This window comes from Achromobacter sp. MUI-25009338, assembly GCF_057359325.1.
The window spans coordinates 4,978,836-5,001,571 of sequence record NZ_CM170627.1 but is presented as its reverse complement, the minus strand read 5'-3'; the positions used below and the strand labels follow the sequence as shown (position 1 = coordinate 5,001,571).

Sequence of the window (22,736 nt, the reverse complement as noted above, 5' to 3'; positions counted from 1 at the left end):
ACGGGCGCTCAGGCCGCGGCCGGCTGGTTGGGGTGCATCGGCCCTTGCGGGTCGTTCTCGGCGTCCGGGCGCGGCGGCACCGGCGCCAGGCCGATCGCCAGCCGCAGCCGCTGGCAGTCCGGATTGGGCGAGCCGTCGGGCATCCAGATGTCGAATTCCCGGCACGGCGTGGGGCGGTTTTCGTAGATGGCGCAATGGATGCCGGGCTGGCCCAGTTCGCCGCGCAGCGCGATGCAGCGGCCGCCGCCGGTTTCGGTGCCTTTCATGCAGGCGCGTAGCGGGCTCATCTGGGTCACCAGCTCGACAGGGACCTGGCCGCCGCTCTCGCCGGCGAGTTCGCCGCAATAGAACGAAACCCGGAAATGCGCGCAGCATGCGCCGCAGTCCAGGCACGGATTGGCGGCCGGGTCGTCGCCGGCCAGGACGGCGGGGGAGACGAAGGTGATGAGGGAGGAGTCGAGCAGGGACATGGCGCGAGTGGGGCGAAAACCCGGGCGGGGTGCAAATATTAGCTGGAGAGGCGCCCCGCCCGCCACGGTTTTTTCGCGCCCGCTGCGGTAGCATCTGAGGCCGAACGCAGGAGCCCGAATTGAACGCCAAAACCGAATTCCCCGACGGCCTGGCCCGTTGCGGCTGGGTCGACACCTCGGCCGAATACATGGCCTACCATGACACCGAATGGGGCCGCCCCGAAGCCGACGACCGCGCGCTGTTCGAACAGCTCTGCCTGGAGGGTTTCCAGTCCGGGCTGAGCTGGCGCACCATCCTGGCCAAGCGCGAGGCGTTCCGCCGCGGTTTCGCCGGTTTCGATCCGGCCAGGGTGGCGCGCTTCGGCGAAAAGGAAGTGCAGGCGCTGCTGGCCGATCCCGGCATCGTGCGCCATCGCGGCAAGATCGAAGCCGTGATCAACAACGCCGCCCGGGCGCTGGAAATGATCGAGCGCGAAGGCTCGCTGGGCGCCTACCTGTGGCGCTTCGAAGCTCCGCCCGGCGCGCCGTCCACCTATGGCGCATCCACCTCGGCGCAATCGGATGCGCTGTCCAAGGCCTTGAAGAAGCTGGGCTGGAAGTTCGTGGGGCCCACCACGGTCTATGCGTTCATGCAGTCCGTGGGCATGGTGAACGACCACAGCCCCGGCTGCCATTGCCACGCGGCCAGCGAACGGGCGCGCAAGGCGTTCAAGCGGCCGGCCTAGCGGCTCAGGGGGCCGGTCCGGGTACGACGGCGCCGGGCAGGCAATAGCGGCCTTCCCGGTAAGCCCAGCTCGGCCACAGCGCATGCGCCAGCGCCTCGCGGGCCAGGGCGGGGTCAAGCGCCACGGGCGCGTAGTCTTCGGGCGCGGTGTAGCGGTACTGCACCGGCGTCTTGTTGGGCGCCATCACCAGCAGCTCGTTTTCCTTCAGGTAGCCATAGGTGTTGTCGTACTGCATGATGGCCCGGCCGGGAGAACTCCGGGTCAGGTCGTGGCCGATCATCGGATGTTCGGTGTCCACGCCGATCAGCGACAGCAGGGTCGGCGGCAGGTCGACCTGGCTGATCAGGCGGTCGTCGCGGCGCGCTTCGATGCCGGCGCCCAGGATCACGGCCGGGATGTGAAAGTGCCGCACCGGCACCAGGCTGGCGCCGAAGACCCGCGAATCGTGGTCGGCGGCGATCAGGAACACGGTGTTTTCCCAGTAGGGCGCGGCCTTGGCGCGTTCGAAGAAGCGGCCCAGCGCCCAGTCCGCATAACGCACCGTGTTTTCCACCGTGGCGGGGTTGCCGTCGGTCTGGATGCGTCCGGCCGGGTACTCCCAGGGCGAATGGTTGGATACGCTGAAGGCCAGCGTGAAGGTGGGCCGGTCCGCGTCGGCGCGCAGCAGCCGGTCCAGCTGGTTGAACATGTCCTCGTCCGAGGCGCCCCAGGTGCCCACGAACGCGGGTTCGACGAAGTCGGCGCGGTCCACGATCTCCCGGAAGCCGTTGCCCAGGAAAAAGCCCTTCATGTTGTCGAAGTGCGATTCGCCGCCATAGATGAAGCGCGAATGGTAGCCGTGGCGTCCCAGCAGGTCGGCCAGCGAGAAGAAGCCGCGCTGCGAGCGCGGCAGCTTCAGCACGGCCTGCGCCGGCGTGGGCAGGAAGCCGGTCGTCACCGCTTCCAGCCCGCGCACCGAGCGCGTGCCGGTGGCGTAGGCCCGGGTGAAGGCCCAGGCCTCGCGCGCCAGCGCGTCCAGCTCCGGCGTCAGGTTGGCCCCACCCAGCGCGGCGCTGTACTGCGCGCCCAGGCTTTCCTCCAGGATGATCACCAGGTTGAGCGGGCGCGCGGTCTGCCGGCTGGCGGGCTGGCGGTGCAGGCTGGGATAGTCGGTGTTGGCCGGAGGATGGGGCAGGCCGGCCTGCGCCAGCACCAGCCGGTGCATCTCGTCGTCGTCCATGTTGCCGTAGACGGCCGAGGCCGACTTCTCGTTCTTCATGCTGTAGACCGCATAGAAGACGTTGTAGAGCGAATTCAGCGCCAGCGTATTGAGCATGCCGTCCGAGCAATAGGCCACCGAGGACGGGTTGATCGGGCGGTGGCCCAGGGTGCCGCGGATGGCCAGGATCACCAGCGCCAGGATCGCCAGGCTGGCCAGCGGCATCTGCCACCAGGTCAGCGGCGCGTCCGGCCGGGCGTGGCCGAACAATCCGTAAGCGGCCCAGCCGATCAGCGCCAGCGCGGCCAGCCCGCCCAGCAGCGCCGTCTTGTAGCCGCGCCACAGCATGCCGGAGACCTCGCGCGGGTGCTTCAGGTATTCGACGAACAGGCGGTTGGGGCGCGAATCGTATTCCAGGATGAAGGGCGGCGTGGCCACCTCCAGGAAGGCCAGCAGCACGAACGCGACCAGATACCAGTACCCGGCCAGCGTGGCGGCCAGTGGTATATGACCCAGCAGCGGCGACAGCACCGCCGGCAGCGCCGCCAGCACCGCGATCTGGTGCGCGTCGATGCGCAGCCCGCCCAGCAGCAGCGGCAGCAGGCCCCGGGCGTTGCGCACGCGCCGGTACTGCCACGCGGCCAGCGCCAGGCGGCTGAGCGTCAGCAGCGCGAACGCCGCCGCCACGAAAATCAAGGTCGAATGCCGCATCGGGCCTCCAGGTTAATCAGCCAAACGGCGTGCGGGGCCGGACGGCGCCAGGGTTGGGACATTTGAACCATGCCGACGCCAAAAATTCACCCGCCGCGGGTATGCGGCATGACTTCATTTTGTAACCGCCCGCTTCGCCCGCCGGCACGCTTCCTGCTGCGCAAACGCCGGACGAGACGCGACTTGCGTCGCCGCGGGGGCGTTTCGCCATGGAAAGATCCGCATACATTATGGGGCCGGTAGGCCCGAAGGGCGCTGCCGGGCGCGCTACCCTTAAAGGGCAGCGTAAGCCGGCAGCGGTAGGCCGGCCGCAACGGCAAGGATCAAGACCATGACGCGCTCAAGAAAAATAGCGATCGGGATTGTAGGGGCAGCGGGGCTCCTCGTGGCGATACTCGCGGTAGGGATCGCCACTTTCGACTGGAACCGCGCCCGGCCCATGATCAACGAACGGGTCAGCGCCGCGATCGGACGCCCCTTCGCCATCAACGGCGATCTCGCCGTCAAGTGGGAGCGCCAGCCCGACGAAGGCGGCTGGCGTGCCTGGGTGCCGTGGCCGCGCATCATCGCCAACGACATCTCGGTGGGCAACGCGCCCTGGGCCAAGGCGCCGCAGTTCGCCACCCTCAAGCGCGGCGAATTCAGCCTGGCGCCGCTGCCGCTGCTGCGCCAGCGCGTGGTCATCCGCCGCATCCAGCTGACCGAGCCCGCCGCCGACCTGGAACGGCTGGCCGACGGCCGCGCCAACTGGGAATTCACCCTGCCCGAGACCGGCGAACCCTCGCCCTGGGTGCTGGACATCAACGAAATCGGTTTCGACAAGGGCCGCGTCGGCCTGGTCGACGAAATCCTCAAGGCCGACCTGACCGTGCAGGTGGACCCCCTGGGCAAGCCCGTGCCGTTCGCCGACGTGGCCGGCGCGGCTTTCGCCGGCGAGCCGGACAAGCAGGAAGCGGACGCCAAGGCCGCGCCGCGCGACTACGTCTTCGGCTGGAAGGTGGCGGGCAAGTACAAGGGCCTGGCCACCAAGGGCGAAGGCAAGGTCGGCGGCATGCTGGCGCTGCAGGACGACAAGCAGCCCTTCCCGGTGCAGGCCGACGTGACCATAGGCGGCACCCGCGCTGCCGTGGCCGGCACCCTGACCGACCCCGCCAACCTGGGCGCGCTGGACCTGCGGCTCAAGCTGTCGGGCGCCTCCATGGCCCAGCTGTACCCGCTTACCGGCGTCACCCTGCCCGACACGCCGCCGTACTCGACCGACGGCCACCTGGTCGCCAAGCTGCGCAACCCGGGCGGCGCGGTGTTCGACTACAAGGGCTTCAACGGCAAGGTCGGCAACAGCGACCTGCACGGCGACATCGCTTTCGCCCTGGGCGCGCCGCGGCCCAAGCTGACCGGCAAGCTGTCGTCCAGGCAATTGCGCATGGCCGACCTGGGGCCGCTGATCGGCGTGCCTTCGGGCAAGGTCGCCGGCGCCGAAACCGACAAATCCAAGGACGCGCCGGCCAAGCCCAAGGGCGGCAAGGTCCTGCCCACCCAGGCTTTTCGCACCGACCGCTGGCGCGACATGGACGCCGACGTGGCGCTGGAGGCCGGCCGCATCGTGCACGACAGCAAGCTGCCGCTGTCCGACCTCAGCGTCCACGTGATCCTGCAGGACGGCAAGCTCACGCTGGACCCGCTGCGCTTCGGCATGGCCGGCGGCAGCATCAATTCCACGGTCCGCCTCGACGGCGCCGGCGCGCCCCTGACCGGCCGCGTGGAACTGCATGCGCGCCGCCTGCGGCTCAAGCAGCTCTTTCCCGCCACGCCCGCCATGCAGAAGACATTGGGCGAACTGAACGGCGACATGGCGGTGAGCGGCACCGGCAACTCGGTCGCCGCGCTGCTGGGCTCGGCCACCGGCGACGTCAAGATGCTGGTCAACGACGGCGTCATCAGCCGCAGCCTGATGGAGATCGCCGGGCTGAACGTCGCCAACTACGTCGTCTCCAAGCTGTTCGGCGACGACGAAGTGAAGATCAATTGCGGCGCCGCCGACCTGGCCATGAAGAACGGCGTCATGACTCCGCGCGTGTTCGTGTTCGACACCGAAAACGCCTTGATCAGCATCACCGGCACGGCCGACTTCAAGAACGAAACGCTGAACATGGACGTCACGCCGGACAGCAAGGGGTTTCGCATCTTCTCGCTGCGTTCGCCGCTGTATGTCAAGGGCACCTTCGGTTCGCCGGACGTGGGCGTGCACGCGCTGCCGCTGGCCGCGCGCGGCGCCGGCATGGTGGCCCTGGGGGTGCTGCTGACGCCGGCGGCCGGCCTGCTGGCCCTGATCGCGCCCAGCGCCAACGAAGAAAACGCCTGCGGCCCGCTGCTGGAACAGATGCGCAAGCCGCCCAAGGCGCCGGCGCCGGGCAAGAAATAACGGAGAAGGAGACTCAGGCGGGCGTCGCGGTCAGCGCGTCCCAGGCGCACATGGCCTGACGCGCCACCGCCTGCAAGGTCTTGCGGCTCGCGCCGTCGCGCGCCTGGATCGACATGCCGTGCAGCACCGTGGTGTAGAACGCGGCCAGGGCCTTCAGATCCGCGTCGGGCGGCAGTTCGCCCGCGGCGGCGCCGGCCTGCAGGCGCGCCAGGATGCGGCCTTGCATCTCGCGGCGGCTGTCGCTCAGGAAATCGCCCACGCTGGCGTGGTTCACGCAGCCCGCGGGCGCGCCCAGCACGATCATGCATCCGTGCGGATGGCCCGGCGCGGTGAAGCGCTCGGCCGAGGCCAGCAGCATGGCCTCGATGGCCGCGCGCGCCGTCGGCGCGTCCTGCAGCGCGCGCCGGCCCGCGCCGCCCTCGGTCTCGCGGTACAGCTCCACCGCTTCGCGGAACAGGCTTTCCTTCGAGCCGAAAGCGCCATAAAGACTGGGCGAGTTGATGCCCATCGCTTCCGTCAGATCGGTCAGCGATGCCGCTTCATATCCCTTCGACCAGAACACATCCATGGCCTTGCGCAAGGCCTGGGCCCGGTCGAAGTTACGAGGACGCCCACGTTCTGCCATGGCCGGGATTTTACCCGCGGCGTGAATTTTGTGTCGGTCGATAAAAAAATCATTGACGCCCGGTCATCCGTTCGGCGAAGATATTTGTACCGATCACTACAAATATGGATCCCGTCATGCACAAGCTCACTGGAAAAATCGCCTTCGTCACCGGCGGCAGCCGCGGAATCGGCGCCGCCATCGTGCGCCGCCTCGCCGCCGACGGCGCCGACGTGGCCTTCACCTACGTCAGCGCCTCCTCGGCCGCCGCCGCGCAGGCGCTGGCCCAGGAACTGTCCGCCGACGGCCGCCGCGTGCGTGCCATCCAGGCCGATGCCGCCGACGCCGCCGCCGTCAAGCAGGCCGTCGAACGCGCCATCGCCGAACTCGGCCCGATCGACGTGCTGGTCAACAACGCCGGCGTCTTCCTGGCGGGCGTCATCGGCGAAGCCAGCCTGGACGACTACGAGCGCACCATGGACATCAACGTCCGCGCGCCGTTCGTCGCGATCCAGGCGGCCCAGGCGTCCATGCCCGACAACGGCCGCATCATCAACATCGGCAGCTGCCTGGTGGAGCGCGCCGGCCGCCCCGGCGTGGCGCTGTACGCCGCCAGCAAGGCCGCGCTGGTCGGCCTGACCCAGGGCCTGGCCCGCGACCTGGGCGCGCGCGGCATCACCGCCAACGTCGTGCACCCCGGCCCGATCGACACCGACATGAATCCCGCCAACGGCGAACGCGCCGACGCCCTGATCGCCACCCTGTCCCTGCCGCACTACGGCGAAACCCGCGACATCGCCGGCATGGTCTCCTTCCTGGCCGGCCCCGACGGCCGCTACGTCACCGGCGCCAGCCTGGCGGTCGACGGCGGCTACGCAGCCTGACGCGCGAGTCGCCAGATTTTTTTGCAGCTGACTTGCACAAACCAAAAAAGCTGCATATAATCTTTCTTCTTCGCACTGCACGCATCGCTGAACGAGCTTCGGGGTTGTGTGGATTGCAAGGGCTGTTAGCTCAGTTGGTAGAGCAGCGGACTCTTAATCCGTAGGTCGAGTGTTCGAGCCACTCACAGCCCACCACCAAGATTCGAGATCGGGCACCCCAGTTGGGGTGCCCGATTTCATTTCCGGCGCGTGTTCTTCGGCACCGCCAGGGTTGATTTCTTGCCCAGAAATGGGTAATTTGTTCACAGATAGATGAACCGGGGCCTGAGAAGGCGTCTATCTGCCTCCTGGCAACAGGATCCAGCCGTGCTGGTATTTCAAAGAGCGCCCGCGACACATGAGGCCCCGTTCTACGGGGCCTCACCTTTTCTGGCTTGCGAATCAACGCCGATTGCGGCCCGGGTCGCGCAGCGGCTCTCCGCGGGCGATCTTGGCGGCCATCACCTGAAACCGTATCCGGCCTTTGCGTGCATGGGGAATGCCCGGACCAGGTGAACCGGGTGCGCGAACGTAGGCGCTTTCGACCACCATGCGCAGTGTGTGCTCGCCCAGGCGGCGCAGGCGGAAGTAAATCTCATAGTCCACCTCCCGGCCCTGATCGTCGATGGCCCGGATAACCAGCCAGTTTCCCTGACCGGTGAAGTTGCAGTCGTGGCGCTCGATGGTGCGGATCAGGTCGGGCAGGGACAGCGACCAGCGGTAGCGATCGAAGCAAAAGGCGCGAGCTACGTTTCGATGGTCGAGAATTCGGCGGTCCTGGCCGAGGACGTCGAAATCGAGGGCCTGGCCTGCTTTAGGCCCGAACGATACGCAATGCGAGGTGAATTCCACTTGGATACGCAACAGCAAGGCCCGATAGCGCGGCGTTGCTGCGATGGCAAGCTCCAAGACGGGGCCATGCATGTGCATGAGATCGTAGCGTTGGCTCTCTACTTCTATGAAACCCTGCTGCAGATACTGAATCCACCTCATGTTGGAGCCACCCAATGAACCCGGATACCAAGCGTCTTGCGAAGCGTAGATCAGCGGCTGGCATGTAGTAGAGACCGACTGCGTCCTATTTCTCTCGCATCCATCGCCGTCCGTCCTCCCGATCCCGAAAATGTGCCAAATTCGACCCTGTCGCCGACAGGTGGCGGGGCGCAGCGGGTTTTGGCGTACGGGGAATCCGGCCAGCAAGCAACAAGTCCCGGTCCGCCAGAATTGATAGAGATCAATGCCGAAACATCGATACTGAAAGAGGGTAACGGCTTCCCATTCTCTCCTCGTCGCCTGGTCGGCGGCACCTGCAGGCGGTGCATGGTGCTTCGCGGTCCTCGGGGTCCATTGGTTGGTTTTATGAGTTTTCTTCATCACTTCTCCGGCGCGTTGGCGCTGCTGGCGTTCTTGCCGTTTGTGCATGCGCAGCCGACGCCTGCCCCGTCGTCGCGGGACACGGGTTCTATCTTTCAGGCGCAGGACGAGGGAGCGCAGAAGCATTGCAAGGCCTTGCAGCGCAAGATCGAGCAGGCGCGCAACAATCCCGGCAATGAAGCCAACCGGGTGGTGCCGCCGGGTTCCATGTCGCGCTCCCAGCGGGAGTTGGCCAGGCAGGGCTTGCAGGACAACCGCCATGCCTTCGAGCGGCAATGGCTGGAGGCGGGCTGCGACGCGCCGTGAACCTATCCGGGTTTTCCCATGGCCCGGCATTCCGCGCGGTTGATGGGAGTCAAGGATTCCGGGCTGTCCATGTCGATACCATGGGTTGCAACGGTCCGCGCGGCACATCGGGAGGCATCGTGTTCGTCAATTTGATTTACTTTCCGGAAATCAAGAAAGGCAAGGAGGAGGCCTTTCTTGCGTGGTTCGACGAGTCCAACCGGCGGCTGTCGAGCTTTCCGGGGTTTGTGCGGCGCACGCTGCTGGAGCCGGTCAGCGCGGGGCAGTACGTCGGGTTGATCGAGCATGCGAGCAAGAAGACGTTCATGGACATGCATCACAGTCCGACGCAGGCGGAACTGCGCATGCTGGGGCGAAGCATTTTCGACGGCGAGCCCGACCCGCAGTTTTACGAAATCGTGCGGGGCGTCTGAGCCGCATTAAGCTGCGGCTTAATCGTGGCTAAACCCGCGGTTCACCATGGAGCGCGCGGCGATATTTATAGTGGGCCTCTGTCTTTTATGGAGAGCGCGCCACATGTCCCATCCATCCGCCTATCCCCGTGTGGTGCTGTTCGACCTGCTGACCGCCTTGCTCGATTCGTGGACGGTCTGGAACCGGGCCGCGGGCTCGGAATCCGCCGGCCGGGCCTGGCGCGCGGAATATTTGCGCATCACTTATGGCTGCGGCGCCTATCGGCCCTATGAGCAGCTGGTGGAGGAGGCTGCGGCCGCCGTGGGCCTGCCGGCCTCGGCCGCGGCGGCGCTGGAGGCGCAATGGGACGGCCTGCCGGTCTGGGACGGAGCGCGCGAGTTGTTGGCGGCGTTGCGTCCGCATTGCCGGCTGGGCGTGGTGACCAACTGCTCGAACCGGCTGGGGCGGCGCGCCGCTGCCTTGCTGGGCGTGGATTGGGACGTGGTGGTGACCTCGGAGGAGGCCGGCTATTACAAGCCTGACCCGCGCCCTTATGCGCTGGCGCTGTCGCGTCTGCAGGCCGCGCCGGCGCAGGCGGCCTTCATCGCCGGTTCGGGCTACGACATGTTCGGCACGCGCCAGGTGGGGCTGCGCACGTACTGGCACAACCGGGCGGGGCTGGCCTTGCCCGAAGGGGCGGCGCGGCCCGAGCTGGAGTCGCCGCGGCTGGAGGCGGCGCTGCCGTGGCTGGCCGGTTTCAGCGCCGGGTGACCGGTCCTGCCGGGCAATACAAAATGTTGCCTGTTGTCGCAGTGGCGCTTGCTAGCATGGGCAGGCCGGAATGATCCGGCATACCGATGGGCTAAGTGGAGGTTGCCATGCGTTCAAGAACAATATTCAACCGTATCGCAATTGTTGCGGCATCTGGGGCCTTGCTGGCGGGATGCGCCACGCAACAGCAGACCAATACGGCCGTGGGCACGGGCGCCGGGGCGGCGATCGGCGCGGGCATAGGCGCGCTGATCGGGCACGGCAAGGGTGCGGCCATCGGCGCCGGCATCGGCGCGGTGGCGGGCGGGCTGGTCGGCTATAACTGGAAGGTCGTCAAGGAAGACGTGCAGAATTCGGGCGCGTCCTCGCTCGGGATCGACGTGGTGGAAATGCCCGACGGCAGCCTGAAGGTCAATATTCCCAGCGGCGTGTCGTTCGATACCGACAAGACGCAGCTCAAGCCCGCCCTGCTGCCCGTGCTGGACAGCGTGGCGCGCTCGCTCAACCAGCATGCCGAACTGCGGGCGAAGGTGGTCGGCCATACCGACAGCACCGGTTCGCTGGCTCACAACCAGACCCTGTCGGTCAACCGGGCCAAGAGCGTGACGGACTACCTGAGCAAGCAGGGCGTGGCCGCCAGCCGGCTGTCGGTGGAAGGGCGCGGGCCCAACGATCCGATCGGCGACAATGCGACCGCCGAAGGCCGCGCGCTGAACCGGCGCGTCGAAATCTACCTTTACGCAGTGAAGCAGTAATGCGGGCCTAGGCCCCTGTTCCTGTGTTTCGGGCGGCCGGCGCGTTGCGCGGGGCCGCCCTTTGTTTTTTCAGGAGTCCGTCATGAGCATGTTTCCTCCCGCCCGTATAGGCACCGATACCGCGGTCGCCGCGCTGTCCGGCTGGCAGGCGGTGGCGATGCGAGACGCCATCGAGAAGCGCTTTCGCTTCGCCAGTTTCAACGCCGCGTTCGGCTTCATGGCACGCGTGGCGATGTTCGCGGAGAAGCTGAACCATCATCCCGAATGGACCAACGTCTATAACCGGGTGGACGTGATCCTGACCACCCACGATGCCGGCGGGGTGACCGAGCTGGACGTGCGCATGGCGCAGTTCATGGACGAGGCCGCCGCGCAACTGGGCGCGACCGCGCCGAAGGCGCACGGGGCCTGAGCGAAAAAAAAACCCGCCGTCGGTCGGGCGGGTTTCGGCGGTGGCCGGAGCCGGTTCAGTTGCGCACGTAGTAGATGCGCATCGCGTGCTGCTTCTGCGCGGCGTCCACGACGCGCAGCGTCACGACCTTGGAGGTGAAGCCGTCGGGCAGCTTGAGCTGGCCCATCGCGTAGTCGTAGCGGTCCACGTTCACCGGAGCGCCTTCGGGCGTGATGGTGGCGGAACGGCCGTTGGGGTAGGTGCCCTGAATGGAGAAGGTCAGCGTGCCCTGGAACGGAGCGCCCTGGCGGTCTTCGCGCATGACCAGGACCTGGAAGTCGAGCAGGCCGGGGGCGCGCTTGAAGGTGGCCGAGCGGATGCCGAGGTTGCCGCCGCGCGGGTCGGCGGGCATGGCGTCCTGGAACAGGACCAGCTCCTTGTTCAGGGTTTCGATCTTGCTGCGGGCCGCGGCCAGGTCGGTGGTCAGCTTTTCATGGGTGGACTTGTTGGCGTCGCGCTGCTGCGTGGCTTCTTCGAGCTGGCTTTGCAGGCGCTGGCGCTCGAGGTTGGCCGCGCTCAGTTCGCTGTGCAGCTGCTCGGATTGCTCGACGGTCAGCCGTTGCGGGCCGTAGTTGGTCTGCAGGAAGAGCACGCCGCCCGCGCCCAGGGCTATGCCTACCAGCAGCAGCACCAGCCAGCGCGGCATGCGGCGCGTGCGTTGGCCCGGCTGGTATACGGAGGGCTTGAACACGGCCCGTTGCGATCTTCCGAACATCCCCATTTCCTAGAAAACTTCCTGTAGTGATTGCCCGCTGTGCGAGTGCCGACTGAGGTTTTGCCCGCGCCTTGCGCGCGGCAAAACGCAGAAGAATACCCCGTCAGCCCGGGCGGTTGGGTGCGCGGACAATCCTGGTTGCGCACGTTGATATTGTGAAATATGTGGACATCAGCGGACCGTACCGGCCAGTTCGGCGTCCAGGTCGGCCAGCCGCTGCGGCGTGCCGACGTCGGTCCAGCGGCCGTCGTGGCGGGCGCCGCGCACCAGGCCGCGGGCCATGGCCTGCCTGAGCAGCGGCGCCAGCGGCGCCGCCGTGCCCGCGGCGATGTCCGCGAATAACGAAGGATGGTAGACGCCGATGCCGGCGAAGGTCAAACGCGGTTCCCCCTGGGCATGGACGCGGCCGTCGGCCGCCAGATGGAAATCGCCGGCCGGGTGCTGCACGGGGTTGTCCGCCAGCAGCAGCCAGGCGCCGCCCGCCGGCAGCTCGCGGGCCAGGCCGGGCGCCCGGGCCGGGTCCCAGTCGCACCAGACGTCGCCGTTGATGACCAGGAAGGGCGCGTCGCCCAGCAGCGGCAGCGCCTGGGCGATGCCGCCGGCGGTTTCCAGGGCGCTGGCCTCGGCCGAATAGCGGATGCGCACGCCCAGGGCGCCGCCGTCGCCCAGGGCGCGTTCGATTTCGTGGCCGAGCCAGGCATGGTTGATGACCACGTCGCGGATGCCGGCGGCGGCCAGCCGCCGCAGGTGCCAGACGATCAGCGGCTGGCCGCCCACGGACAGCAGCGGCTTGGGCAGGCGGTCGGTCAGCGGGCGCATGCGCTCGCCGCGGCCGGCCGCAAGTATCATGGCCCGCATCAGAAGGTGTATCCGACGGTGACCTGGCGGTCGTCCAGCTGGTCCAGCAGGCGCAGCAGCGGCGTGAACACGCCGTAGCGCTGGGCGACCTGGCGCACGTAGCCGTTCACGCGGGGCATGTGGGCCAGGTAGTGCGCCTTGCCGTCGCGATGGTTCAGGCGCGCGAACACGCCCAGGATGCGCAGGTTGCGCTGCAGGCTCATCCATTCGTAGGCGCGGTGGAACTCGGCGAAGTCGGCGTCCACCGGCAGGCCGGCCTTGCGCGCCATTTCCCAGTAACGGATGGCCCAGTCCAGCTGCTGGGGTTCTTCCCAGGTGGTGCGGGCGTCGGTGACCAGCGAGGCCAGGTCATAGGTGATGGGGCCGGCCAGCGCGTCCTGGAAGTCGATGATGCCGGGATTGGGGCCGTACTGCGGCTGGTCACAGACCATCAGGTTGGGCGAGTGGTAATCGCGGTGCACCAGCACGCGGGCCTGGCCGCCGTTGCTGGCCGAGAGCAGCGCGAAGATCTTGTCCAGCGCGTTGGCGGTCTTGTCGTCCAGCGTGACGCCGTGGTGCCGGCCTACGTACCATTCGGGAAACAGCTTCAGTTCTTCGGCCAGGCGCGCCGTGTCGTAGACGCCCAGGCCGGCGGTGGAGGCCTGCTGCAGCTGGACCAGCGCGGCCAGGGCCTCGCGGTACAGCGTCTGGAGCTGGGCGTCGGTCAGTCCGGCCTGGATGCGCTGGTAGTAGGTCTGCTCGCCCAGGTCGGTCAGCAGCATCAGGCCGAGGTCCAGGTTCTTTTCCAGCACCGCGGGCACGTTCAGGCCGGCGTCGGCCAGCAGCTGGCCCACGTGCAGGAACGGGCGGGAATCTTCGTGCTCGGGCGGGGCGTCCATTACTATCAGGGTGCGCTCGCCGGCGTCCAGCCTGAAGTAGCGCCGGAAGCTGGCGTCGGCCGAGGCCGGGCGCAGCGTGTCCACGGCGAGATTCAGGGCGGCGGGCAGGCTGCCCAGCCAATTGCGGATCAGCTCCAGGCGGGGGTCGTGATCGTTTTTCAAGAAAGATCCGTATCAGAAAGGCAATATTGCAGAAGTGTTTCGTGCGCGCGCGGGCGGCATGCCGTGAGCAACCGGGGCTGGGCCTGTGGCGCGGCTTCTCTATAATACCGGCTCGTTTCCGTTAGCATTGGCCCTTCGTGGGTGCCGGTGTCGGGTTTCCCCATCGTCGAAAAGGGCTGTTTACACTCGTGCGCAAGGTTCGCTGGTTGATCCTCTCCGCTGTCGGCATGGCCGCCGGGGCCGTCCAGGCTCAGGGCAGCCAGGGCGCCGTTCCCGCCGCCACGTCGGCCACGCAGGCGCCGGTGCTGCGTACATCGCCCGGGCTGCGGATGCACCGGCTGCCGGACGACGACATCCCGGCCTTCATGGAAGCGGACACGATCGAGGGCGATCCCGAGTCGGACCTGACCCTGTCGGGCAACGCGCAGGTGCGCCGCATCGACGGCGTGATCAAGGGCGACCGCATCAATTACCGCAAGGACACGGGCGAAGTCGACGTCCAGGGCAGCGCGCGCATGATGCGCGACGGCACCCTGGTGACCGGGCCGAACGCCAAGTTCAACGTGGACAAGTATTCGGGCGAGGTCGAAAAGCCGAATTTCTGGATGGGCGCCACCGGCGGCTTCGCGGTCGCCGAGCACGCGGACATTTTCAGCAAGTCGCAGATGCGGCTGCATACGGTGACCTACAGCGGCTGCGCCTGCGAGACGCCGTCCTGGTACATCAAGGCCAAGACCGTCGACGTGGATTTCGACGAGAACGAAGGCGTGGCGCGCAACGGCGTGCTGTATTTCAAGGATTTCCCGATTCTGGCCTCGCCCTACATGACCTTCCCGGTCAAGAAAGAGCGCAAGTCGGGTTTTCTGATGCCGACCTACGGCACCACCAGCCAGGGCGGCATCGACATTTCGCTGCCGTACTACCTGAACCTGGCGCCCAACTATGACATGACCATCCAGCCGCGCTATTTCTCCAAGCGCGGGCTGCAGCTGGGCGGCGAGTTCCGCTATCTGGGACCCAGCTACGCGGGCACCCTGGACGGTACCTATTTGCCCAACGACAACGTCACCGGCGACGACCGGTGGATGTACTGGTGGCGCCACCAGCAGCAGTTCTCCCACGGTTTCTACACGGATTGGGACATTGCCAAGGTATCGGACGACGATTACTTCCGCGATATTTCCCAGCTGGGGCTGAACCAGGCGTCCACCACCTATCTGCCGCAGCGCGCGCGGGTGGGCTGGGCTTCCACTTACTGGAGTGCATACGCCCAGGTCTACAAGTACCAGACGCTGCAGGATCCCGAAGCGCCGCTGGTGCCGCCGTACGACAAGGTGCCCGAGCTGTACCTGCGCGGCGCGCGCTACGACTGGGGCGGTTTCGACGTCGACTGGACCTCGACCGCCGTGCGTTTCAGCATTCCCAAGGTCGGCGGCGTGCGCCAGGGCCCGCAGGGCGACCGGCTGCAGAGCTATCCGACGGTGTCATACCCGATCGTCAAGCCGGGCTGGTTCATCGTGCCCAAAGCGGGCGTGAACTACACGCAGTATCAGACCAGTTGGTACGGCCGCGACTGGCTGGGCTTGAACCGTGGCGATAGCGTCAACGAGAACACCTCGTTTGGATATCCGCGCTCGCAGTCACGTACAGTGCCCATCATGTCGCTGGACACTGGCCTGATCTTCGAGCGCGACACCACGCTGTTCGGCAAGGCCTCGACCCAGACGCTGGAGCCGCGGCTGTACTACCTGTACGTGCCGTATCGAGACCAGTCCAAGATACCCGTCTACGATACCTCGCTGGCCGACTTCAGCTTCTCACAGGCCTTCGAGGAAAACATCTATACCGGCGGTTGGGATCGCATTGCCAACGCCAACCAGCTGACCGCGGCGCTGACCACGCGCTGGCTGGACGCCAACACTGGTTTCGAGCGCCTGTCGCTGGCCGTGGCGCAGCGCCTGTATTTCGCCGACCAGAAGGTGACGCTGCCCGGCGAGACGCCGCGCGAGAACGTGCGTTCGGACTTCCTGGTGGGCGCCAGCGCCGCCCTGACCGATACGCTGACGACCGAGGTCGCGGCCCAGTACAACCCGTACGACAACAACTGGTCGCGCGGCCTGGTGAGCGCGCGCTGGTCGCCGCAGCGCCTGACCACCGTGGCGCTGTCCTACCGCTACCAGCGCGATCCCCAGCAGGGCGTCGCCTACCAGCCGCAGGGCCAGAACCAGGTCAGCCTGGCGTTCCAGTGGCCGTTCAGCAAACGCTGGTACGGCGTGGGCCGGGTCGACTACTCCTTGCGCTCCGGTCCCTCCAGCACGGTCGCCAACACCACCGAGTCTCCCCGCGTGACGCAGGCCATCGCCGGCCTGGAGTACAAGGGGGATTGCTGCTGGGTGGGCCGCGTGGTCTACCAGCGCTACGCCGTGTCATCCACGGACACCAACTCCGCAGTGTTCCTGCAGCTGGAGCTGACCGGCCTGGGTTCCCTGGGAACCGACCCGATGAACCTGCTGAACAGAAGCATCCCCGGCTACTCGCGCATTACGCCGCCTGTACCCACCGGGACCACATTTGAAAGGTATGAATGATGCGTAGGTTGCACTCTTTGCGCCGCCTCTCCCGCAATGCACTGCTGCTGGCCGTCTGCGCCGGCTTGCCTGCCGCGTATGCGGCCGAGCAGAACGGCAAGGGCACGAACAACGGCGCCAAGCCCGCCTCCGCACAGAACGGCGCGAAGACAGCGGCCGCGCAGAAGAACGCCGCTCCCGCGGCGCCGCGCGAGCAGTTCGTCGACGGCATCGCCGCGGTGGTCGACAAGGACGTGATCACGCTGCGCGAGCTGCGCGAGGCGTCCCTGCGCATCAGCGGCGAGCTGAAGGCGCGCGGCATCCAGGTGCCCGACGACCAGACCCTGCAGCACCAGGTGCTGCAGCGTCTCATCATGGAGCGCGTGCAGCGCCACGAGGCCGACCGCATGGGCATCCGCGTGGACGACGCCCAGGTCGACAAGGCCGTGGAGGCCATCTCCGCGCGCAACAAGATCACCGTGGCGCAGTTGCGCCAGGAGATCGAGAAATCCGGCATCACCTGGGACGCCTATCGCAAGTCGCTGCGCGAAGAGATCCGCTCCGACCGCCTGCGCCAGCGCGCGGTGGACTCGACCATCGTGATTTCCGACGCGGAAGTCGACGCCTTCCTGAAGGACCAGCGGCGCAATCCGGCCTTCGGCGCGGCGCCCGCGGCGCAGCAGCCCCAGGCGCAGCCGCAACCCGCGCCCGAGCAGGCGCAGGCGCCTGCCGGCCCGATGCTTTACGCGCTGGCCCAGATCCTGGTGCGGGTGCCGGAAGGCTCCTCGCCCGAGCAGCTGGCGGTGCTGCGCAAGAAGGCCGAAGGCCTGCTGGCGCGGGCCAAGCGCGGCGACGACTTCGCCAGCCTGGCCGCGGCGTCCTCGGACGGCCCCGAAGCGCTGCAGGGCGGCGTCATGGGCGTGCGTCCGCTGGACGGCTGGCCCGACCTGTTCGTGCAGGCCATCAGCAATCTGCAGAAAGGCCAGGTCAGCGGCCTGATCCAGAGCGGCAACGGTTTCCACATCATCAAGGTGATGGACCGCGGCTCGGCCCAGCCGGCGCCGGCCCGCACGGCCCGCGCCCCGGCGCCCGCTCCCGCGCCGGCGCCCGCCGCGCGCCCGCAGCCGGCGCAGCAGGGGCCGGTCGAAGTGGTGCAGACCCGCGCCCGCCACATCCTGATCAAGACCTCCACCGTCATGAGCGACGAGCAGGCCCGCCAGCGCCTGGAACAGGTGCGCCAGCGCCTGGTGAGCGGCAGCGCCAAGTTCGAGGACATGGCTCGCCAGTACTCGCAGGACGCGACCGCTCCGCAGGGCGGCGAGCTGGGCTGGCTGAACCCGGGCGAAACCGTGCCGCCGTTCGAGGCCGCCATGAACGCGCTGCAGCCGGGCGAGATCAGCCCGCCGATCCAATCGCCTTTCGGCTGGCACCTGATCCAGGTCGAAGAGCGCCGCCAGCATGACGCGTCCGACGAAGTGGCGCGGATGAAGGCGCGCCAGGTGCTGTTCGAGCGCCGCGCCCAGCCCGCATTCGAAGACTGGCTGGAGCAGCTGCGCGCGCAGGCGTATATCGACAACCGCCTGGAAAAGCAGCAGCAGATCCAGCAGAACAACCGCTAAACGCATTACGGGCCTTACATGTCTCAGCACCAGGCGCGCAAGCGTTTCGGCCAGAACTTCCTGACCGACGAAAGCGTGGTCGAGTCCATCGTCCGGGCGGTGGCTCCCGCCCGCGGCGATACCGTGGTCGAAATCGGTCCGGGCCTGTCGGCGCTGACCCGGCCGCTGCTGGAACGCCTGGACCACCTGACCGCGGTCGAGATCGACCGCGACCTGGCGGCCCGCCTGCGCAAGCAGTTCGAACCCGGCCGCTTGACCGTGGTCGAGGCGGACGCCCTGACGGTGGATTTTTCCCAGTTCGGCGGCGCGCTGCGCGTCGTGGGCAATTTGCCCTACAACATCTCCAGCCCCTTGCTGTTCCATCTGATGACCTGGGCCGACCACGTGCGCGACCAGCATTTCATGCTGCAGCGCGAAGTGATCGACCGCATGGTGGCGCAGCCGGGCTCGGGCGACTTCAGCCGGCTGTCGGTGATGCTGCAGTCGCGCTACCGCATGCACAAGCTGTTCGACGTGCCGCCCGAGGCCTTCGACCCGCCGCCCAAGGTGGTGTCGGCGATCGTGCGCATGGTGCCGCTGCCGGCCGAGCGCCTGCGCCCGGTCAGCGAACGCGCTTTTGAAACCGTGGTCGCGCGCGCGTTCTCGCAACGCCGCAAGATGCTGCGCCGGGTGCTGGCCGACTGGGCCGCGCAAGTGCCATGGGAAGCGCTGGACATCGCGCCCACCGCCCGCGCCGAGGATATCTCGGTGGACCGCTACATCCGCCTGTCGGACGCGCTGGTCGAGGCGGGGGTGTTGCAGGCGGCGTGAGGCGGTTTCGCGTCACGCGCGTCCTTCTACAACATCCGTTTCTGCGCCGCCATCCACAGTTGCATGACGTCGCGCGCGCGCTCGGTCAGCAGTTTTTCCGCGTCCGTCAGCGCCAGTTGCAGCGTGATGGGGCCGGGCGCCAGGCTGAACGCGGCGCTGATGCCGGCCGCGTGCAGGCCTTCGTAGCCGGCGCCCAGCGAGCCGGCCAGCGCCACCACCGGCACGCCGGCGCGCTGCGCGATCCGGGCTACGCCGGCGGGCGTCTTGCCGCGCAGGGTCTGCGCGTCCATGCGGCCTTCTCCGGTGAAGACCAGCGCGGCGCCTTCGACCGCTGCGGCCAGGCCGCCCAGTTCCGCCACGATCTCCACGCCCGGACGGAAGCGGGCGTTCAGGAACGCCTTGGCCGCGAAACCCAGGCCGCCGGCCGCGCCGGCGCCGGGGTTGTCGCGGTGGTCCGCCGCCAGATGGCGCGCGCACACGTCGGCGAAGTTCGCCAGCATCCGGTCGAGGATTTCCACCTGTTCCGGCGTGGCGCCTTTCTGCGGGCCGAACACGTGCGAGGCGCCCTGCGGGCCGCATAGCGGGTTGTCCACGTCCGAAGCGATGTCGATCCGGATCTGCGCCAGGCGCGGGTCCAGGCCGCGGGCGTCGATGCTGGCCAGCCTGCCGAGCGCGCCGCCGCCCGGCGGCAGAGTGCGGCCGTCGGCGTCGAGCAGCCGCACGCCCAGCGCGGTCAGCATGCCGGCGCCGGCGTCGTTGGTGGCCGATCCGCCCAGGCCCAGGATGATGCGGCTGGCGCCGGCGTCCATGGCGGCCAGCATCAGCTCGCCCACGCCGTGGCTGCTGGCGCGCATCGGGTCGCGCCGCGCGGGCGGAATCAGTTCCAGGCCGGCGGCGGCGGCCATTTCGATCACCGCCGTGCCGTCCGCCAGCAGGCCCCAGTCCGCGTCCACCTTGTAGCCCAGCGCATCGTTCACCGTCTGCTGGCGGGCCTGGCCGCCGGTGGCCGCGAGCACGGCCTCGACCGTGCCTTCGCCGCCGTCGGCCATGGGGATGCAAACGGTATGGGCGCCGGGGAAGGCGAGCTTGACGCCGCGCGCGATGGCCGCGGCCGCGTCGGGCGCGGAAACGCTTTCTTTGAAAGAGTCGGGGGCGATGACGATTTTCACGGGTTCGGACGGGTCTGTTGGGGTTGTCTGATCACCATGATACCTGCGCGCGCGCAGCCGGCGTACCATAACGCTTTTGTCGTTTTAGCGAGAGTGGACCGTCATGCCCGTACTGCGCCGCACCAAAATTGTCGCCACCCTGGGACCCTCGACTTCGACGCCGGAACGCATCGAAGCCATGATCCGCGCCGGGCTGGACGTCGCCCGTCTCAACTTCTCGCACGGCAGCGCGGACGACCACCGCGCACGCGCCCGGCTGGTGCGCGAGATCGCCGCCAGCCAGGGCCGCTTCGTGGCCATCATGGGCGATCTGCAAGGGCCCAAGATCCGCATCGCGCGCTTCATCGACAAGCAGGTGCAGCTGCAGGTGGGCCAGCCTTTCACGCTGTCGCGCGCGCATCCCAAGGAGGCCGGCACCGCCAGCATCGTGGGCATCGATTATCCGGAGCTGGTGCAGGACTGCCGGGTGGGCGACGAGCTGCTGCTCGATGACGGGCGCGTGGTGCTGGTGGTCGACCGGGTCGAGGGCGACGAGGTCCACACCACCGTGACCGTGGGCGGCCCGCTGTCGAACAACAAGGGCATCAACCGGCGCGGCGGCGGCCTGTCCGCGCCCAGCCTGACCGACAAGGACCGCGTCGACATCAAGCTCGCCGCCGAGATGGAGCTGGACTACGTGGCGGTGTCGTTTCCGCGCTATGGCAGCGATATCGAAGAGGCCCGCACGCTGCTGGCGGCGGCCGGCAGCCAAGCCTGGATCATCGCCAAGATCGAGCGCGCCGAGGCCGTGGCCGACGACGAGGCGCTGGACTCGCTGATCCGCGCCAGCGACGGCGTGATGGTGGCGCGCGGCGACCTGGGCGTGGAAGTGGGCGACGCCGAGCTGGTCGGCATCCAGAAACGCATCATCCAGCACGCGCGCACGCTGAACAAGGTCGTCATCACGGCCACGCAGATGATGGAGTCCATGATCTCCAGCCCCATGCCGACGCGGGCCGAGGTGTCCGACGTGGCCAACGCGGTGCTGGACTACACCGACGCCGTCATGCTGTCGGCCGAAAGCGCCTCGGGGCAGTATCCGGTCGAGACGGTGCAGGCCATGGCGCGCGTCTGCCTGGGCGCCGAAAAACACCCCACCTCGACCAAGTCGCACCATCGCCTGGGCGAGACCTTCTCGCGCTGCGACGAGACCATCGCGCTGGCCGCCATGTACGCGGCCAACCATTTCCCGGGCGTCAAGGCCATCATCTCGCTGACCGAAAGCGGGCACACGCCGCTGATCATGTCGCGCATCCGCTCGGGCGTGCCGATCTACTGCTACAGCCCGCACAGCGTTACGCAGAACCGCGTGGCGATGTTCCGCGGCGTCTACACCATCCCGTTCTCGCCGTCCGACTACGATCCGGCCGATCTCAGCAATGCCGCCATCGACGAGCTGCGCCGCCGCAACCTGGTGCAGACCGGCGACTGGGTGATCCTGACCAAGGGCGATTTCTACCGCGACAGCGGCGGCACCAACGGCATGAAGATCCTGCTGGTGGACTGAGGCCGCGGCGGCCTCAGCCGAAGAACCAGTAGCACACGCCGATGGCCGCCAGCACGCCGGCCAGGTCGGCGACCAGCGCGCAGCCCACGGCGTGGCGCGCGCGCAGGATGCCCACCGAGCCGAAGTACACCGCCAGCACGTAGAAGGTGGTCTCGGTGCTGCCCTGGACCACCGCCGACAGCAGCGCCGGGAAGCTGTCCACCCCGAAATGCGTCATGGTCTCCAGCATCATGGCGCGGGCCGCGCTGCCCGAGAACGGCTTGACCAGGGCCGTGGGCAGGGCGTCCACGAAGCGCGTGTCCCAGCCGGCCGACTGCGCCAGCCAGCGGATGCTGTCGAGCAGGAAATCCAGCGCGCCGGAGGCGCGCAGCACGCCCACCGCGCACAGCATGGCCACCAGATACGGCAACAGGGTCTTGGCGATGTCGAAGCCTTCCTTGGCGCCTTCGATGAAGGCTTCGTAGACCGGCACCTTCTTCCAGGCGCCCGCGATCAGGAACGCCAGCAGGATGCCGAACAGGGTCAGGTTGCCCAGCAGCGAGGACAGCGACGCGATGGCGGCGGCCGACATGCCCGCCAACAGCGCCATGAAGCCGCCCATCAGCAGCGCCGCGCCGCCCAGCCACAGCATGACGACCGGGTCGGCCAGGCGCAGGCGCTGGCAGGCCGCCACCGCCAGAAAGCCGGCCAGCGTCGAGGCGCTGGTGGCCAGCAGGATGGGCAGGAACACCAGGGTCGGGTCGGCCGCGCCCTGCTGCGCGCGGAACATGAACAGCGTGACCGGCAGCAGGGTCAGCGACGAGGCGTTGAGCACCAGGAACAGGATCTGCGCGTTGCTGGCGGTCTCGGGCGTGGGGTTGAGCGACTGCAGCTCGCGCATGGCGCGCAGCCCGATGGGCGTGGCGGCGTTGTCCAGCCCCAGGCCGTTGGCCGCGAAGTTCAGCGTGATCAGGCCGATGGCGGGATGGTTGCGCGGCACTTCCGGCATCAGGCGCGCGAACAGCGGCCCCAGCAGATGCGCCAGCTTTTCCACCAGCCCGGCGCCCTCGGCGATGCGCAGAAAGCCCAGCCACAGGGTCAGGGTGCCGAACAGCAGCACCATCACCTCCACCGACACGCGCGCCATGTCGAACAGGCTGGTCACCATCAGGTGGAACACTTCGGGTTCGCCGGCGATCAGCCAGCGGTACAGCGCCGCCGCTGCCGCGGTAAGAAAAAAGCCCAGCCAGAGTTTGTTCAGCATGCGGAAGTTGCCCGGATAGCGATTCGTTGCGCCGCCCATTGTCGCATCCCGACAGGGCTAGGATTG

Annotated in this window: 21 protein-coding genes and 1 tRNA gene; 13 read left to right on the top strand and 9 right to left on the bottom strand. The window is 67.8% G+C overall.

The genetic code is table 11. The annotated features are described in order from the left end of the window. Nucleotides 1-8 precede the first annotated feature (8 nt). Nucleotides 9-470, bottom strand: coding sequence for a YkgJ family cysteine cluster protein (locus tag AC1IQ6_RS23630; RefSeq protein ID WP_102775455.1), 462 nt, complete (start codon nucleotides 468-470; stop codon nucleotides 9-11). A gap of 119 nt (nucleotides 471-589) precedes the next feature. On the opposite strand from AC1IQ6_RS23630, the gene AC1IQ6_RS23625 reads away from it, so the two are divergent. Beyond that, on the top strand, nucleotides 590-1,195 hold the full coding sequence (locus AC1IQ6_RS23625) for a DNA-3-methyladenine glycosylase I (RefSeq protein ID WP_102775456.1): 606 nt from the start codon (nucleotides 590-592) through the stop codon (nucleotides 1,193-1,195). Between the two features lie 4 nt (nucleotides 1,196-1,199). On the opposite strand, the gene AC1IQ6_RS23620 is transcribed toward AC1IQ6_RS23625, so the two are convergent. Next, complete coding sequence (locus AC1IQ6_RS23620; protein ID WP_209166223.1) at nucleotides 1,200-3,104, bottom strand: LTA synthase family protein; 1,905 nt, start codon at nucleotides 3,102-3,104, stop codon at nucleotides 1,200-1,202. 331 nt (nucleotides 3,105-3,435) lie between these two features. Here AC1IQ6_RS23620 and AC1IQ6_RS23615 point away from each other — a divergent pair, with 331 nt between their 5' ends. After that, on the top strand, nucleotides 3,436-5,526 hold the full coding sequence (locus tag AC1IQ6_RS23615) for an AsmA family protein (RefSeq protein ID WP_102775458.1): 2,091 nt from the start codon (nucleotides 3,436-3,438) through the stop codon (nucleotides 5,524-5,526). A 13-nt stretch (nucleotides 5,527-5,539) separates the two neighbouring features. Here the strand turns inward: AC1IQ6_RS23615 and AC1IQ6_RS23610 are convergent, their stop codons facing one another. Then, nucleotides 5,540-6,151 (bottom strand): TetR/AcrR family transcriptional regulator, encoded by a 612-nt coding sequence (locus AC1IQ6_RS23610; protein ID WP_102775459.1) that lies wholly within the window; start codon nucleotides 6,149-6,151, stop codon nucleotides 5,540-5,542. 116 nt (nucleotides 6,152-6,267) lie between these two features. Between AC1IQ6_RS23610 and AC1IQ6_RS23605 the strand changes: the two genes are divergently transcribed. After that, on the top strand, nucleotides 6,268-7,014 hold the full coding sequence (locus AC1IQ6_RS23605; protein ID WP_102775644.1) for an SDR family oxidoreductase: 747 nt from the start codon (nucleotides 6,268-6,270) through the stop codon (nucleotides 7,012-7,014). Nucleotides 7,015-7,133: 119 nt separating this feature from the next. Next, a tRNA-Lys gene (locus tag AC1IQ6_RS23600) sits at nucleotides 7,134-7,209 on the top strand. 246 nt (nucleotides 7,210-7,455) lie between these two features. Here the strand turns inward: AC1IQ6_RS23600 and AC1IQ6_RS23595 are convergent. Further along, nucleotides 7,456-8,046, bottom strand: coding sequence for a hypothetical protein (locus tag AC1IQ6_RS23595; RefSeq protein ID WP_102775460.1), 591 nt, complete (start codon nucleotides 8,044-8,046; stop codon nucleotides 7,456-7,458). Between the two features lie 366 nt (nucleotides 8,047-8,412). On the opposite strand from AC1IQ6_RS23595, the gene AC1IQ6_RS23590 reads away from it, so the two are divergent. The 5 genes from AC1IQ6_RS23590 (at nucleotide 8,413) to AC1IQ6_RS23570 (ending at nucleotide 11,064) form a co-directional block, all read left to right on the top strand. Further along, nucleotides 8,413-8,733: a hypothetical protein gene (locus tag AC1IQ6_RS23590; protein ID WP_485865386.1), complete on the top strand. Its 321-nt coding sequence runs from the start codon at nucleotides 8,413-8,415 to the stop codon at nucleotides 8,731-8,733. Between the two features lie 119 nt (nucleotides 8,734-8,852). Next, entirely contained in the window at nucleotides 8,853-9,146 is a 294-nt protein-coding gene (locus AC1IQ6_RS23585) for an antibiotic biosynthesis monooxygenase family protein (RefSeq protein ID WP_102775645.1), read from the top strand. A 103-nt stretch (nucleotides 9,147-9,249) separates the two neighbouring features. Further along, nucleotides 9,250-9,897, top strand: coding sequence for an HAD family hydrolase (locus AC1IQ6_RS23580; protein ID WP_485865385.1), 648 nt, complete (start codon nucleotides 9,250-9,252; stop codon nucleotides 9,895-9,897). Between the two features lie 107 nt (nucleotides 9,898-10,004). Further along, nucleotides 10,005-10,652 carry a YiaD family glycine zipper/OmpA-like lipoprotein gene (locus AC1IQ6_RS23575; RefSeq protein WP_102775463.1) on the top strand — a complete coding sequence of 216 codons (648 nt, stop codon included), beginning with the start codon at nucleotides 10,005-10,007 and terminating at the stop codon, nucleotides 10,650-10,652. Nucleotides 10,653-10,734: 82 nt separating this feature from the next. Continuing rightward, nucleotides 10,735-11,064, top strand: coding sequence for a 4a-hydroxytetrahydrobiopterin dehydratase (locus AC1IQ6_RS23570; protein ID WP_111826384.1), 330 nt, complete (start codon nucleotides 10,735-10,737; stop codon nucleotides 11,062-11,064). Between the two features lie 55 nt (nucleotides 11,065-11,119). Here the strand turns inward: AC1IQ6_RS23570 and AC1IQ6_RS23565 are convergent, their stop codons facing one another. From AC1IQ6_RS23565 to AC1IQ6_RS23555, 3 genes are all read right to left on the bottom strand, one after another. Next, nucleotides 11,120-11,818, bottom strand: a complete 699-nt coding sequence (locus tag AC1IQ6_RS23565) for a DUF6776 family protein (RefSeq protein WP_102775465.1) — start codon at nucleotides 11,816-11,818, stop codon at nucleotides 11,120-11,122. Nucleotides 11,819-11,989: 171 nt separating this feature from the next. Beyond that, on the bottom strand, nucleotides 11,990-12,676 hold the full coding sequence (murU, locus tag AC1IQ6_RS23560) for an N-acetylmuramate alpha-1-phosphate uridylyltransferase MurU (RefSeq protein ID WP_111826385.1): 687 nt from the start codon (nucleotides 12,674-12,676) through the stop codon (nucleotides 11,990-11,992). Then, complete coding sequence (locus AC1IQ6_RS23555; RefSeq protein ID WP_111826386.1) at nucleotides 12,676-13,716, bottom strand: aminoglycoside phosphotransferase family protein; 1,041 nt, start codon at nucleotides 13,714-13,716, stop codon at nucleotides 12,676-12,678. Before AC1IQ6_RS23555 ends, murU begins: the two co-directional genes overlap by 1 nt. Nucleotides 13,717-13,904: 188 nt before the next feature. On the opposite strand from AC1IQ6_RS23555, the gene AC1IQ6_RS23550 reads away from it, so the two are divergent. From AC1IQ6_RS23550 to rsmA, 3 genes are read left to right on the top strand one after another with little or no spacing between them, the layout of a single operon-like run. Continuing rightward, nucleotides 13,905-16,304, top strand: a complete 2,400-nt coding sequence (locus tag AC1IQ6_RS23550; protein WP_485865384.1) for an LPS-assembly protein LptD — start codon at nucleotides 13,905-13,907, stop codon at nucleotides 16,302-16,304. Next, entirely contained in the window at nucleotides 16,301-17,902 is a 1,602-nt protein-coding gene (locus AC1IQ6_RS23545) for a peptidylprolyl isomerase (protein WP_102775469.1), read from the top strand. Before AC1IQ6_RS23550 ends, AC1IQ6_RS23545 begins: the two co-directional genes overlap by 4 nt. 18 nt (nucleotides 17,903-17,920) lie before the next feature. Further along, on the top strand, nucleotides 17,921-18,712 hold the full coding sequence (gene rsmA / locus AC1IQ6_RS23540) for a 16S rRNA (adenine(1518)-N(6)/adenine(1519)-N(6))-dimethyltransferase RsmA (RefSeq protein ID WP_102775470.1): 792 nt from the start codon (nucleotides 17,921-17,923) through the stop codon (nucleotides 18,710-18,712). Nucleotides 18,713-18,738: 26 nt separating this feature from the next. Here rsmA and AC1IQ6_RS23535 read toward each other — a convergent pair whose 3' ends face one another. Continuing rightward, complete coding sequence (locus AC1IQ6_RS23535) at nucleotides 18,739-19,881, bottom strand: glycerate kinase (protein WP_485865383.1); 1,143 nt, start codon at nucleotides 19,879-19,881, stop codon at nucleotides 18,739-18,741. Between the two features lie 103 nt (nucleotides 19,882-19,984). Between AC1IQ6_RS23535 and pyk the strand changes: the two genes are divergently transcribed. Next, the gene (gene pyk, locus AC1IQ6_RS23530) at nucleotides 19,985-21,427 is read left to right on the top strand and encodes a pyruvate kinase (protein WP_485865382.1); all 1,443 of its coding nucleotides are present in this window, start codon (nucleotides 19,985-19,987) and stop codon (nucleotides 21,425-21,427) included. A gap of 13 nt (nucleotides 21,428-21,440) precedes the next feature. Here the strand turns inward: pyk and AC1IQ6_RS23525 are convergent, their stop codons facing one another. Next, entirely contained in the window at nucleotides 21,441-22,670 is a 1,230-nt protein-coding gene (locus AC1IQ6_RS23525; RefSeq protein WP_485865381.1) for a nucleoside recognition domain-containing protein, read from the bottom strand. Nucleotides 22,671-22,736: the final 66 nt, after the last annotated feature.

Bases quoted from the DNA above. Each gene is read 5' to 3' on its own strand.
- AC1IQ6_RS23565 (WP_102775465.1), bottom strand. From the start codon at position 11,818: ATGTTCGGAAGATCGCAACGGGCCGTGTTCAAGCCCTCCGTATACCAG.
- AC1IQ6_RS23630 (WP_102775455.1), bottom strand. From the start codon at position 470: ATGTCCCTGCTCGACTCCTCCCTCATCACCTTCGTCTCCCCCGCCGTC.
- AC1IQ6_RS23590 (WP_485865386.1), top strand. From the start codon at position 8,413: ATGAGTTTTCTTCATCACTTCTCCGGCGCGTTGGCGCTGCTGGCGTTC.
- AC1IQ6_RS23605 (WP_102775644.1), top strand. From the start codon at position 6,268: ATGCACAAGCTCACTGGAAAAATCGCCTTCGTCACCGGCGGCAGCCGC.
- AC1IQ6_RS23525 (WP_485865381.1), bottom strand. From the start codon at position 22,670: ATGCTGAACAAACTCTGGCTGGGCTTTTTTCTTACCGCGGCAGCGGCG.
- pyk (WP_485865382.1), top strand. From the start codon at position 19,985: ATGCCCGTACTGCGCCGCACCAAAATTGTCGCCACCCTGGGACCCTCG.
- AC1IQ6_RS23615 (WP_102775458.1), top strand. From the start codon at position 3,436: ATGACGCGCTCAAGAAAAATAGCGATCGGGATTGTAGGGGCAGCGGGG.
- murU (WP_111826385.1), bottom strand. From the start codon at position 12,676: ATGCGGGCCATGATACTTGCGGCCGGCCGCGGCGAGCGCATGCGCCCG.
- AC1IQ6_RS23575 (WP_102775463.1), top strand. From the start codon at position 10,005: ATGCGTTCAAGAACAATATTCAACCGTATCGCAATTGTTGCGGCATCT.
- AC1IQ6_RS23610 (WP_102775459.1), bottom strand. From the start codon at position 6,151: ATGGCAGAACGTGGGCGTCCTCGTAACTTCGACCGGGCCCAGGCCTTG.
- rsmA (WP_102775470.1), top strand. From the start codon at position 17,921: ATGTCTCAGCACCAGGCGCGCAAGCGTTTCGGCCAGAACTTCCTGACC.
- AC1IQ6_RS23580 (WP_485865385.1), top strand. From the start codon at position 9,250: ATGTCCCATCCATCCGCCTATCCCCGTGTGGTGCTGTTCGACCTGCTG.
- AC1IQ6_RS23570 (WP_111826384.1), top strand. From the start codon at position 10,735: ATGAGCATGTTTCCTCCCGCCCGTATAGGCACCGATACCGCGGTCGCC.
- AC1IQ6_RS23595 (WP_102775460.1), bottom strand. From the start codon at position 8,046: ATGAGGTGGATTCAGTATCTGCAGCAGGGTTTCATAGAAGTAGAGAGC.
- AC1IQ6_RS23620 (WP_209166223.1), bottom strand. From the start codon at position 3,104: ATGCGGCATTCGACCTTGATTTTCGTGGCGGCGGCGTTCGCGCTGCTG.
- AC1IQ6_RS23545 (WP_102775469.1), top strand. From the start codon at position 16,301: ATGATGCGTAGGTTGCACTCTTTGCGCCGCCTCTCCCGCAATGCACTG.